Origin of the sequence: Halocynthiibacter sp., assembly GCF_049608145.1 — a bacterium.
Lineage (GTDB): Bacteria > Pseudomonadota > Alphaproteobacteria > Rhodobacterales > Rhodobacteraceae > Halocynthiibacter.
Window position 1 is genome coordinate 56,594 of the sequence record NZ_JBMYXF010000007.1, and the last position, 11,561, is coordinate 68,154.

General features: G+C 53.5%; 13 protein-coding genes. 5 read left to right on the plus strand and 8 right to left on the minus strand.

Translation table 11 applies throughout. From position 1 onward, the window contains the following. Positions 1-36: 36 nt before the first annotated feature. Together purE and ACPGUT_RS04030 are read left to right on the plus strand one after the other, a co-directional pair. Positions 37-516 carry a 5-(carboxyamino)imidazole ribonucleotide mutase gene (purE, locus tag ACPGUT_RS04025; protein WP_423989029.1) on the plus strand — a complete coding sequence of 160 codons (480 nt, stop codon included), beginning with the start codon at positions 37-39 and terminating at the stop codon, positions 514-516. Next, positions 509-1,594 (plus strand): 5-(carboxyamino)imidazole ribonucleotide synthase, encoded by a 1,086-nt coding sequence (locus tag ACPGUT_RS04030; RefSeq protein ID WP_423989030.1) that lies wholly within the window; start codon positions 509-511, stop codon positions 1,592-1,594. The genes purE and ACPGUT_RS04030 overlap by 8 nt, the downstream gene beginning before the upstream one ends. An 11-nt stretch (positions 1,595-1,605) precedes the next feature. Here the strand turns inward: ACPGUT_RS04030 and ACPGUT_RS04035 are convergent, their stop codons facing one another. Beyond that, the gene (locus tag ACPGUT_RS04035; protein ID WP_423989031.1) at positions 1,606-2,346 is read right to left on the minus strand and encodes an esterase/lipase family protein; all 741 of its coding nucleotides are present in this window, start codon (positions 2,344-2,346) and stop codon (positions 1,606-1,608) included. 38 nt (positions 2,347-2,384) lie between these two features. Continuing rightward, positions 2,385-3,212: a DMT family transporter gene (locus ACPGUT_RS04040; protein ID WP_423989032.1), complete on the minus strand. Its 828-nt coding sequence runs from the start codon at positions 3,210-3,212 to the stop codon at positions 2,385-2,387. Between the two features lie 274 nt (positions 3,213-3,486). On the opposite strand from ACPGUT_RS04040, the gene hemP reads away from it, so the two are divergent. Further along, entirely contained in the window at positions 3,487-3,660 is a 174-nt protein-coding gene (hemP, locus tag ACPGUT_RS04045) for a hemin uptake protein HemP (protein ID WP_423989033.1), read from the plus strand. On the opposite strand, the gene ACPGUT_RS04050 is transcribed toward hemP, so the two are convergent. Continuing rightward, on the minus strand, positions 3,661-4,545 hold the full coding sequence (locus ACPGUT_RS04050) for a LysR substrate-binding domain-containing protein (RefSeq protein ID WP_423989034.1): 885 nt from the start codon (positions 4,543-4,545) through the stop codon (positions 3,661-3,663). Between the two features lie 100 nt (positions 4,546-4,645). On the opposite strand from ACPGUT_RS04050, the gene ACPGUT_RS04055 reads away from it, so the two are divergent. After that, positions 4,646-5,353, plus strand: coding sequence for an SDR family oxidoreductase (locus ACPGUT_RS04055; protein WP_423989035.1), 708 nt, complete (start codon positions 4,646-4,648; stop codon positions 5,351-5,353). A gap of 96 nt (positions 5,354-5,449) precedes the next feature. Further along, positions 5,450-6,262 (plus strand): division plane positioning ATPase MipZ, encoded by an 813-nt coding sequence (locus ACPGUT_RS04060; RefSeq protein WP_423989036.1) that lies wholly within the window; start codon positions 5,450-5,452, stop codon positions 6,260-6,262. Positions 6,263-6,361: 99 nt separating this feature from the next. Here ACPGUT_RS04060 and ACPGUT_RS04065 read toward each other — a convergent pair whose 3' ends face one another. The 5 genes from ACPGUT_RS04065 to ACPGUT_RS04085 form a co-directional block, all read right to left on the minus strand. Then, on the minus strand, positions 6,362-7,993 hold the full coding sequence (locus ACPGUT_RS04065; RefSeq protein ID WP_423989037.1) for a DVUA0089 family protein: 1,632 nt from the start codon (positions 7,991-7,993) through the stop codon (positions 6,362-6,364). 113 nt (positions 7,994-8,106) lie between these two features. Next, a complete protein-coding gene (locus tag ACPGUT_RS04070) occupies positions 8,107-8,940 on the minus strand; it encodes a metal ABC transporter permease (RefSeq protein ID WP_423989038.1) in 834 nt (277 codons plus the stop codon). Next, entirely contained in the window at positions 8,937-9,800 is an 864-nt protein-coding gene (locus ACPGUT_RS04075) for a metal ABC transporter permease (RefSeq protein ID WP_423989039.1), read from the minus strand. Before ACPGUT_RS04075 ends, ACPGUT_RS04070 begins: the two co-directional genes overlap by 4 nt. Further along, positions 9,793-10,647 carry a manganese/iron ABC transporter ATP-binding protein gene (locus ACPGUT_RS04080; RefSeq protein ID WP_423989040.1) on the minus strand — a complete coding sequence of 285 codons (855 nt, stop codon included), beginning with the start codon at positions 10,645-10,647 and terminating at the stop codon, positions 9,793-9,795. Before ACPGUT_RS04080 ends, ACPGUT_RS04075 begins: the two co-directional genes overlap by 8 nt. Next, positions 10,647-11,543, minus strand: a complete 897-nt coding sequence (locus ACPGUT_RS04085) for a metal ABC transporter substrate-binding protein (RefSeq protein ID WP_423989041.1) — start codon at positions 11,541-11,543, stop codon at positions 10,647-10,649. The genes ACPGUT_RS04080 and ACPGUT_RS04085 overlap by 1 nt, the downstream gene beginning before the upstream one ends. Positions 11,544-11,561 lie beyond the last annotated feature (18 nt).

An 11,561-nucleotide genomic window follows, 5' to 3' on the forward strand; every position in this document is an offset into this window, starting at 1 on the left:
AGTGCCGCTTCCTGAAAGCTACCGAAGGATGTGATCATGGCAGATGTGGGCATTATTATGGGCAGCCAGTCAGACTGGCCGACAATGAAACTTGCCGCTGAGATCCTAGATGAACTGGGTATCAGCTACGAAGCGAAGATCGTTTCCGCACACCGCACGCCGGATCGTCTTTGGGACTATGGAAAAAAGGCAGCTGGCCACGTAAAGGTCATCATTGCCGGTGCCGGTGGTGCTGCGCATTTGCCTGGTATGATGGCTTCTAAAACACGTGTACCGGTCATTGGTGTACCTGTTCAAACCAAGGCCCTTTCTGGTGTCGACAGCCTTTATTCTATCGTACAGATGCCCAAGGGATTCCCCGTGGCCACCATGGCCATCGGCGCCGCTGGCGCAGCCAATGCAGGTCTGATGGCCGCAGGCATTCTGGCCGTGTCTGATGATGCGCTGGCTGTAAAACTTGATGCCTGGCGCGATGCCCTTTCCGCCTCTATCCCGGATGAACCAAGCGATGATTGATCACACAGCCCCCCTGCCCGCAAACGCAACCATTGGCATTCTTGGCGGTGGTCAACTTGGCCGGATGCTATCCGTTGCAGCCTCTCGTCTTGGGTATAAAACCCATATTTTCGAACCAGGAACAAACCCACCAGCGGGTCAGGTTGCAGATCAAGTAACCACGGCCAATTACGATGATGAAGATTCCCTGCGTACTTTCGCTGCTGCCGTCGATGTGATCACTTATGAATTTGAGAACATACCGACATCTGCATTGGATCTTCTGGAAAGCCTGCGCCCAATTCGCCCCGGCCGCGAAGCGTTGCGTGTGTCCCAGGATCGACTGACTGAGAAAAATTATCTACGCGACCTTGGTCTGACAACCGCCCCATTCGCAAATGTTGAAAGCCGCGCAGATCTTGACGCTGCAATTTCAGAGATCGGGACGCCATCTATCCTGAAAACCCGCCGTATGGGTTACGATGGCAAGGGACAGGCCCGTTTGAAAACCGCTGATGATGCCGATACCGCATTTAAAGCTATGGCGGGTGCACCAGCTGTACTGGAAGGGTTTATCGAGTTTTCCCACGAAGTTTCCGTCATCGGTGCTCGTGGCGTAAACGGCGAAGTTTCCTGCTATGATCCTGGCGAAAACATACACAAGGACGGCATCTTGGACACCACCACAGTGCCAGCCCGCCTGACAGCCAGCCAGCGGATGGATGCGGTGCTTTTGACAGCAAATGTCCTGAATGCACTGGACTATGTCGGTGTCCTTGGCGTGGAACTTTTTGTGACGCAGCAAGGCCTTATCGTCAATGAAATCGCTCCGCGCGTGCATAACTCTGGTCACTGGACACAGAATGGCTGCGCCGTAGATCAGTTTGAACAGCACATTCGCGCGGTTGCGGGTCTGCCGTTGGGTGATGGCAAGCGTCATTCAGATGTTGTGATGGAAAACCTAATTGGGGACGACATGGATCGTTTGCCAGAACTGCATGCTGATCCACGGGCATCCATCCATCTTTACGGTAAAGCCGACGTAAAACCTGGTCGTAAAATGGGCCACGTTAACCGTGTCCAAGGCGCGCCTAAATAATCATTTCCGGATCAATCATCCCCGTCAAGGATTGGTCCGGCAATCAGTTCTGCTGCTTGCCGGTATGTCATGGATGGCTCAAAGTATCCGGTGTCCAAGAAGATCATGATCTGCCCCACGACCAACGGATTATTCATCATAAACGTATGGGTCACCGGCAACGCGATATGATCGCGCATTCCCCATAAACGTGTGGACGCCACGGCAACCTTACCATCATCTGGCCCGGGAATAACCGCTGAATAGAAAGGGTTAAGTGACCGGCTGCCGGCAATAACGCCCAGTTCAAATGCAGGCGCCGGCAAACTGCGCGGTGTATTTTGCACCCCGGTGCCAAGATCCATTCCAGCGGGTCCATTGATCCACTCAAACGGCTCCAACGCACTGAAACTGTCTACTAATTCCGATCCCTGATTGGGGGGCCCCATCATCACCACACGCCCAAGCCCGGCAGGACGCATCTGCGCGACATAGGCCCGCAACAGAATGCCGCCCATAGAATGCGTTACAAAGTGAATGGTCTCACCTTCCCCCCGTAAATGGCAGCGGGCAATCCCTTCGGGCACCGCCTGTGAGGCCAAAGATCGGATGTCTTGACTGCGTGAATCATAACCCTGATTTACAACACTGTATCCGTTGACCTCCAGCGCCTCTTCAACCACCGCCATGGACGATTCTGTGCGGGCAAGACCATGCAAAAGCACCACGCAATCTGCAGAAACAGGTGCAGCAAAAAGAAGAAGAGAGATCAAATATATCCAGCGCATGTACGATATATATGGGGGATTGGTTATGATTTCGAGACCCGTTGCCGTGACGGAAGCAGGGACAGCGCGATACCGCCCAGTACAAGAAAACTTGCGATCCAGAAACGTATGCCGGTCACTTCCCCCAGAAAGAGCGCCCCCCCTGCTGCGGCAATCACCGGCACCGAAAGCTGGGCGATTGCGGCTACTGTTGTGCGCAATTGTGGCAACAGTTGATACCAGAGCGCATACCCCAAGCCCGATGTGATGCCACCAGAAAGTATGGCATAAAATATCGCAGGTGACATATCTGGTAACGTACTGCCATCGATCAGAAAAACAGCGCATAGCACCGGGATACACGCCCAGATAAAATTCGCGGAAGTCGCCGCCAGAGGGTCTTTTGTACCGCGCCCGAGAAGGGAATAGATCCCCCATCCGACTGCGGCTGTGCCCATCAGAAGAACGCCCTTCAAGGCTGGGGAACTATACCCCGTGGGCCAGACAAGAATGGCAAGCCCCACAAAGGCAAACGCAGCCCCCGCCCAGCGTTGCGGTGGTATTCTTTCACGGGCAAAAACCGCACCAGCAAACATCGTTACCTGCACCCCACCAAACAAAATCAATGCCCCGACACCAGAATCCACATGCACGTAAGCGATTGAAAACCCGATGAGGTATAACGCCAACATTCCCCCACCGGCACCGCTTCCAGCCCGTAAACGAGACAGCGAACGAGACTGTATCAGGATCAACAGGACCAATATAAACGCCCCAGAGACGGCCCGAATGGCTGAAAATTGCAGCGCTGTTATCTCTTCATCAACCAAAGCCGCCCGGTTCAGAACAGAGTTGGCCGCAAAGGCTATCATAGTGAGGGCAGTCAGAAGGAATAAGCGCATAGGGATTGATGGCGCAAAGTGCGGAAACTTTAAAGCCTTTAAAACGCTCAAAAGCCGTTCAGTAAATTTCAACTGTGCCGAAACCGATCACAGACGGGTTTTGCCTCCTTCCGGCGGAGAAACAATAGTTGAGTAAAAGACTCACTTGACTTATCCGACAAAAACAATCAGATATTATTTCAGCAGACCGAAACAGGGTCAGCACTTTGGAAACACGCGAACAGAATGACCAGGAGGAAACGCAATGAACGCTATTGCCCACCCAAACACACTGACCAGCACAACCGTCCCGCAGCAACAGTCCGTCTATGACGCACGTCTGCTGACCCAGGGCAATCCATGTGCGACTATCCTGCTGGATGACCAGACTTATGTTCTGCGCATCACAAAAGCCGGCAAGCTGATCCTGACTAAATAACTACGCGCGGGCCTGATAACCTGTCTCCGTAACAAGCCAGTCACAGACGCGGGAAACATCCCGTCTGCGGCCATGCTTTTCAGGCCAAACCAGATAAAAACCAGCCCCGTCTTGCGGCTGTGGGCCTTCGAAAACTTCGAGTCGCCCTTCAGAGATTTCATTCTGCACCAATGCTTCCGGCACCAGAGCGACCCCCTTGCCATCACACGCCAGCCGAATACACATCGCTGCTTGATTGAATCGCAACCCGTCTCCCGCCCCTGCAGGCAATTCCCCCAGATGCTGCTGAAAATATCCTGGCCATCCGCCGTGACCGTCGTGCAGCAGATCCGTATCCATCAGATCCTCCACGATTTTCTTTCCGCGCATCCAGTTGGGCGCGCCAACAATCACATTTCGGCCTGACAGCAGATTTTGATGCGCAATTCCCCGGCCATAGGGCGGCGGACTTTGACGTATTGCAAGATCAGCTTCCCCTGCCAACAGGTTTACTACGGTTTCAGATGCGCTGACCTGCAGATTAATCGTGCTGTGTTCAGAAAACCGCGCCAGGCGTGGCAACAACCAGCAGTTCGCAAATGACGGTGTCGCCGTCAGGATCAGCGGGGTATTTTGCGCCTTTCCCATAACATCATCAGTGGCATCACGCAGAATGGTCAGCCCTTCTAGGACGCGCTCCGCATATTCTTTCCCACTTGGCGTCAGTCGGACACCCCGTGTCAGACGTTGAAACAAATGCGTCTTTAGATCCGCCTCAAGCCCACGAATTTGTTGTGCAACAGCACCATGGGTAATGTGCAGTTCTTCCGCGGCTTTGCGAAAATTTTCATGACGCGCAGCCGCTTCAAATGCCCGCAAGGCCGCAATGGAAGGAATAAATGGCATCTGCAATCCTGTAGTTTTCCTACACTGTAATGGATCAAACATGAAGTGTCGAACCTCCTGTCATCTGTCAGTCTACCTCCAGATCAACTGGAGAAATCACATGAACAACACATTGAAAACCGCCGTCATCACCGCTGGTGGATCAGGCATGGGGGCGGCTGCCGCACGGAAACTTGCAGCGGACGGCTATAAGGTGGCGATCCTATCATCATCTGGTAAAGGCGAAGCCTTGGCGGCGGAATTGGGCGGTGTGGGGGTCACTGGATCCAATCAGAACACCAGGGATGTACAGGCTGTGATTGACGCTGCGATGCAAGCTTGGGGTCGTATTGACGTGCTGGTGAACAGCGCGGGGCACGGCCCTCGCGATGATATTTTAAAGCTGACGGATGAAGACTGGCACGAGGGTATGGAGGTGTATTTTCTATCTGCCCTGCGCCCTACCCGCCTGGTTGCACCGATCATGGAAGCGCAGGGAAACGGATCAATTATCAATATTACAACCTTCGCAACCTTTGAACCTGATCCGGTTTTCCCGACATCCGGTGTGATGCGCGCGGGGCTTGCCGCGTTTAGCAAACTGTTCGCAGATCAATATGCGTCGAAAGGAATTCGCATGAATAACATCCTGCCAGGGTTCATTAACTCATTGCCGGAGAAGGAAGAGTTTCGCAAGCGTATCCCAATGGAGCGCTACGGCACGACGGATGAAATCGCTGGCACCATTGCGTTTCTAGCATCTGACGCTGCTGGATATATCACCGGACAGAACATTCGCGTAGATGGGGGGATAACCCGGGCATTGTAACAGGATCGCTTGAAAACCGCCACGACTTCCCATATTGCGATACACAACATATAGTTGCCGAGAAAAGGCAATATTACCTAAATCCTGGGGGCAGTCGTGGCGCATATTATCGTCGTTGGAAATGAAAAAGGCGGTTCGGGGAAATCTACGACCTCGATGCATATTACAACTGCACTGGCCCGGATGGGGCATAAGGTTGGGGTCTTGGATCTGGACCTACGTCAGAAAAGTTTCGGGCGCTTTGTGCAGAACCGTGAACAGGCGATGAAGACTGCCGGTGTGCAGCTGCCGTCCCCTGAATATCATGAACTGCCGCAGGTGGATCAGTCAGAACTAAACCCCGGTGAAAACATATTTGACCGCCGCCTTTCCATGGCCGTTTCTGCGATCGAGAATGAATGCGACTTCATCCTGATCGACTGCCCCGGATCACATACCCGGTTAAGCCAAGTTGCACATTCCTTGGCGGATACATTGGTCACGCCCCTCAATGATTCATTCGTTGATTTTGACCTGCTGGCCCGGATGGACCCGGAAAGCAATGATATCAAAGGGCCGTCGGTCTATTCCGAAATGGTCTGGAATGCCCGTCAACTGCGCGCACAGGCTGGCCTCCCCCCCATCGACTGGGTGATTGTACGAAACCGCCTTGCCGCCCAGGCCATGCACAACAAGAAAAAGATGGAAGAAGCGCTAGAAAGTCTGTCCAAACGCATTGGTTTCCGGGTTGTCAAAGGTTTTGGTGATCGCGTGATCTTCCGCGAGCTGTTTCCACGTGGCCTAACCCTGCTGGATTTGCGGGATATCGGTGTTGCCGGGCAGATGAATATTTCCAATGTAACTGCACGCCAAGAGCTGCGGGAACTGATGAAAAGCCTAAACCTGCCCGGAGTGACCGTCGACTTCTGACCTCTGTGGCAAGGCCTGATCAACGGCCTGACATCTTCAAAGACAAAAGGCCGACATCGTAGGATGCCGGCCTTTTTTGTTCATATCAGTATCTCGTGATTACTGACGGGGGGGGCGGATATAACGCTGCAGCGACAGTGCCGAAGCACCAACACCAGCGCTTGCGGAACGATCCGGAACCACCGCGAGGGCATAGATGCCTGACCCGATTTTCTTCACCAACCGCGCGCTGATGCTTTCCCCATTGACCTGACTGCTGGCGATGCGCTGACCGCTGCCTTCATAGTCAAACAAAGCGATTTCAGAAACCGCCCCGACAGAGGCGCTGTCAATCACAACGAAACTTTCTTCTTCCACTTCAAACAGATACCACTGTGTTTCTCCGCCCGCATTATCGGTGCGCAGATTGCGCTGCAGCAGGCCAAGATCAATCATCTCAACACCTGAGGACGCCGGAGGCATCAGTTCGGCGTTATCGTAAGCTTCCTTCAGAAGGGCTTCTTCGGACAGTTCCATCAGCTGCAGATCAAAGTTACCGTTGCCCTCACCGCCAAAAGCCGTGACCACGGCGCAGTAAGACCCGACAGGAAGCTGATCGCTATACTCAATACGGCTGCCCGTGCCCAGACCATCCGCATCGTCATTTTCACCCAAAAGCGAACCTTCCGCGGTATAGAGCCACAGATAGGTGTCGATATTGTTGCTGGTCGCAGTCAAGCGCATAGCCATAGGTTCGGACAGATCAAAACGGAAATCACTGCTGGCACCATCAAGGAACCCCTGAATGGTTTCACCTGCGGACACTGTCGTCGTATTGGAAGGGTCACCACAAGGGTTGGCGGGGGCGTTTGAACCGCCACCAGAACCTGAACCGACATTTTCTGAATACTCAGAAATTGTCAGATCCGCAGGGCCCGTGGCTGTGTTGTCATATCCGGTCACCGCAACACAATAATCACCTGCAGGCAATCCGTAGTCGATGCCGATATGGCTGTCTGTTCCACCGGCGCCATCATCATCAGATGCGATCTCGTTGCCGTTGATATCAACCAAGGTCAACAATGTATCAAGCGTCGTGCTGCGCGCCACCAACGACATATTTGTGCCGTCCTCAACACTGAAAGAATAAGCATAAGGCACAGAACCGTTCAGAGAAATTGCGTCCATTCCTGCGCCAATCGGATCTTCCAATCGTGTAAGGTTGGACATTGCGAAACAGTTCGCAGCAGGCTGACCGCCTGCACCACTGTCGACGGCGGGCGTTTCCAAGCCTGTGCGGATCTGCAGCGGAATGTTTTCATTGAAACCGGTGGGCGTACCGGTACCATCCGGGATACTGGTATAGGTGCTAACCTGCGCACAATAACGGCCTGGTTCCAGTTCGAGACTAAGCAACGAGTTCAGTCCGCCAGCGCCATCGTCATTCCCCAGAAGTGGATTACCGCTGGCATCAAACATCACCAGAACCGGGTCGGCTGTACCGCTGCTGGTTTCAATTGTCAGTCCGGTGGACTGGCCGATTTCCAGTTCAATATACGCCGGTTCACGCCGGGCGATGGAAACCACTGTATCAATTGCCGGGGCGGTCGCGCCGGTGATCAGATACTGGCTGTGAGTCAATGCAACTAACTGGCCACATGCGCCACGATCCTGGGCCATCGCGCCCCCAGTCATCGCGCACAGCGCTGCCGCCGAAACCATTAAAAGAGACTTTTGGCTTAAATGGGTCATAGGACCTCCTGCAACAATTGCACATGTCGGAAACACAAAGCTCCGACACGTCAGATGTGCAAATTCTGACGGGCGCCGGGGCTGATGTCAAACGCTGTTCCCAGCAAAAGACGTTATTGCTGTGCGACAATTTGCTGATTTCTCAGCAACGTTCCGCCAAAGCAGATCAGAAAGATAATCGTCAGGATCAAAATGATCGTCGGCGCGGGGGCGCTGTCCAAGAAAAAGCTGAGATAGACGCCACCCAACCCGGAAAACAAGGTGATCACTGTCGATACAATTAACATCACCGAAAACCGCCTTGTGATCAAAAATGCAATCGCCCCCGGTGCAATTAACAGACCAATCGCAAGGATAATCCCCACCGCCGTCAACGTTGCAACAATCGTCAGAGACAACATCGCCAACAATCCATAATGCAACCAACCCACTGACAGACCCGCAGCCTGCGCCTGGGCCGGATCAAAGGCATGCAGAAGGAAATCACGCCATTTCAACACAAGCACGCCAGACACACCCAACGCAATCAGCCCAGCCTGGATAATATCAGCGGACGCAACACCCAACATGTTCCCAAAAAGAATGTGATCAAGATGCACATTCGTATCGACCCAAGTGTAAATCACCAGACCAAATCCAAACATGCCGGAAAACACCACGCCCATGACGGTATCCTGTTTCACCCGGCTGTTTTCTTTTAGAAACCCGGTTGCCAGTGCACATAACATCCCAGCTGCAAAAGCGCCGATTGCCAGTGGAATCTGCACCAAATAGGCCAGCACAACACCCGGCAGCACCGCATGGGAAATGGCATCGCCCATCAAAGACCAGCCCTTCAAAACAAGGAAGCAGGACAACAATGCAGTTGGGACAGAGATAATTGCAACAATGATGAACGCATTGACCATAAAGCTGAACTGAAACGGAAGAAGAAGCTCTTCTATCATGTCGTGGTCTCCGTCAGGGCAGCACGTGCTTTGCGACGTGCGGCCAGATATCCGTGTTTAGGCGCAAAGGTGAAGGCCAGCAGGAACAGGATCGTCTGCAGACAGATGATGATGCCACCGGTCGCCCCATCCAGGAAGAAACTGGCATAGGCGCCAAAGAAACTGGTGCCCGCCCCGATTGCGACAGATAACATCAGCAGGCGCGGGAAACGGTCCGTCAACAAATAGGCTGTTGCACCTGGTGTCACCACCATAGCGATGACAAGAAACGCGCCGACCGTCTGTAAGGCTGCAACACAAGACGCAGACAAAAGCGTGAAAAACATTAACTTCAAGCGGTCCGGGTTCAACCCGATAGACCGTGCATGGCTTTCATCAAAGAACGCAACCATCAGATCTTTCCACTTCAGGATCAAGATTCCAAGAGATACAAAACCAATAATCGCCAACTGCAGCGTGTCTTCCGGCGTGATTGCAAGAATATTACCCAGGGTAATGGTCTGAATATCCACCGACGTCGGCGAAACAGAAACCATAAACAGGCCCAAGCCAAAGAAACTGGTGAAAATCAGCCCGATAATGGCATCTTCCTTTAGACCAGTGCGCTGGTTCAGAAACAACATCGCACCCGCCGCCAGACCACCCGCGGCAAAGGCCCCTAAAGCAAAAGGCAGGCCCAGCATATAGGCCCCCGCAACGCCTGGCACGATAGAATGGGACAGTGCATCCCCGATCAGGGACCAGCCCTTCAGCATGAGATAGGCAGACAGAAAGGCACACACCCCACCAACCAGGGCCGACACCCACATGGCATTGGTCATATAGCCATATTCAAAGGGTAAAAGCAGGGTATCAAGCATCGCCTGTGCCCTTTTCATCATAAACAACAAAGGGGCGTTCGTCGTCGGTGATCACAGTGACCGAACGTGCATCATCATCGTCATGCAGGTCTTTCCCGCCCAGAACAAAGTGCCGCAACACACCCCCAAAGGCCGCTTCTAGGTTCTTTTGGGTGAAGACATCTTTGGTCAATCCATGCCCCAAGACTGTGCCCTTCACCAACACAGTGCGGTCGCAAAATTCTGGCACAGATCCAAGGTTATGGGTCGACACCAACATTACACGGCCCTCATCTCGCAAGCCGCGCAAAAGTTCGATAATTGCATCTTCGGTTTGCACATCGACGCCCGTAAACGGTTCGTCCAACAGGATCACCTTGCCGTCTTGGGCCAGGGCACGCGCAAGGAACACCCGTTTACGTTGCCCGCCGGAAAGCTCACCGATCTGGCGATGGCGAAAATCGACCATTCCAACGCGGGTCAACGCATCCGTCACCGCCTGGTGATCGACCGCCGAGGCACGGCGCAAAAACCCCATGTGTCCATAACGCCCCATCATCACCACATCTTCGACCAACACAGGGAATGTCCAGTCAACCTCTTCCGCCTGGGGCACATAGGCAACGATGTTCTGCTTCAATGCCTGCTTCACCGACATGCCCAAAATCGAGATATCCCCCTTCGCCGCCGGCACAAACCCCATAAGCGCCTTAAACAGGGTCGATTTCCCAGCCCCATTCACCCCAACAAGCGCGGTGATCGTACCCTGGGGGATGTCAAAACTTGCATCGCGCAGCGCCGTATGGCCGTTGCGATAGGTCACTGTCACACCGTCAGCGCAAATGCCATTTTGTGTCTGATCAAACATCAGTTCTCTCCGGTTAGGCCAGAGGCAATGGTTTCAGAAGTCACGCGCAGCAGATCCAAATATGTTGGCACAGGGCCGTCTGCTTCGGTCAGGCTATCGACATATAAGACCCCGCCATATTCCGCCCCGGTTTCACGTGCCACCTGACGGGCCGGGTCGTTGTTCACGGTGCTTTCACAGAAGACCGCGCGGATGTTGTTATCGCGCACGCCATCAATCACTTTGCGCACCTGCTGGGGTGTGCCAGTCTGGTCCGCGTTCATCGGCCAGAGGTACAGTTCTTTCATCCCGAAATCACGGATCAGGTAAGAAAACGCGCCCTCGCAGGACACCAGCCAACGCTCATCTGCCGGCACGGCCTGAATTGCCTCACGCAGGGGGGCGATTTCGGCGGTCAACTGTGCTTTGTATGCCCTCGCATTTGCGACATAAACGTCGGCATTGTCTGGGTCATGCTCCACAAAGGCATCGCGGATATTATCGATATAGATGTGGGCGTTATCCAAAGACATCCAGGCATGTGGGTTTGGTTTGCCATCATAAGATCCCTCGGTAATGGACATCGGTACAACGCCATCCGTTAGGGTTGCCGATGGCACATTACGGAGATTTTGGAAAAACTGTTCGAACCACAGTTCCAGGTTCATGCCGTTCCAGAAAATCAGATCCGCATCCTGAGCCCGCAGAATGTCGCGCGGCGTTGGCTGATATCCGTGAATTTCTGCACCCGGCTTGGTGATGCTTTCCACATCCGCCACGTCCCCCGCCACATTGCGCACCATATCCGCGAGAACGGTGAAAGTGGTCACGGCCTTGAAGCGATCTTCAGCCTGGGCAACACCTGCCATCATCGCGAAACCCGCGACAGAACTTAGAATACGGGATGTGATTTTCATAGGGTTCTCCTGTGTTGA

What these genes read in the sequence shown, in the direction of transcription:
- ACPGUT_RS04085 (WP_423989041.1), bottom strand. Translation starts at nt 11,543, where the DNA reads ATGAAAATCACATCCCGTATTCTAAGTTCTGTCGCGGGTTTCGCGATG.
- ACPGUT_RS04050 (WP_423989034.1), bottom strand. Translation starts at nt 4,545, where the DNA reads ATGCCATTTATTCCTTCCATTGCGGCCTTGCGGGCATTTGAAGCGGCT.
- ACPGUT_RS04055 (WP_423989035.1), top strand. Translation starts at nt 4,646, where the DNA reads ATGAACAACACATTGAAAACCGCCGTCATCACCGCTGGTGGATCAGGC.
- ACPGUT_RS04065 (WP_423989037.1), bottom strand. Translation starts at nt 7,993, where the DNA reads ATGACCCATTTAAGCCAAAAGTCTCTTTTAATGGTTTCGGCGGCAGCG.
- ACPGUT_RS04070 (WP_423989038.1), bottom strand. Translation starts at nt 8,940, where the DNA reads ATGATAGAAGAGCTTCTTCTTCCGTTTCAGTTCAGCTTTATGGTCAAT.
- ACPGUT_RS04030 (WP_423989030.1), top strand. Translation starts at nt 509, where the DNA reads ATGATTGATCACACAGCCCCCCTGCCCGCAAACGCAACCATTGGCATT.
- purE (WP_423989029.1), top strand. Translation starts at nt 37, where the DNA reads ATGGCAGATGTGGGCATTATTATGGGCAGCCAGTCAGACTGGCCGACA.
- ACPGUT_RS04040 (WP_423989032.1), bottom strand. Translation starts at nt 3,212, where the DNA reads ATGATAGCCTTTGCGGCCAACTCTGTTCTGAACCGGGCGGCTTTGGTT.
- hemP (WP_423989033.1), top strand. Translation starts at nt 3,487, where the DNA reads ATGAACGCTATTGCCCACCCAAACACACTGACCAGCACAACCGTCCCG.
- ACPGUT_RS04075 (WP_423989039.1), bottom strand. Translation starts at nt 9,800, where the DNA reads ATGCTTGATACCCTGCTTTTACCCTTTGAATATGGCTATATGACCAAT.
- ACPGUT_RS04080 (WP_423989040.1), bottom strand. Translation starts at nt 10,647, where the DNA reads ATGTTTGATCAGACACAAAATGGCATTTGCGCTGACGGTGTGACAGTG.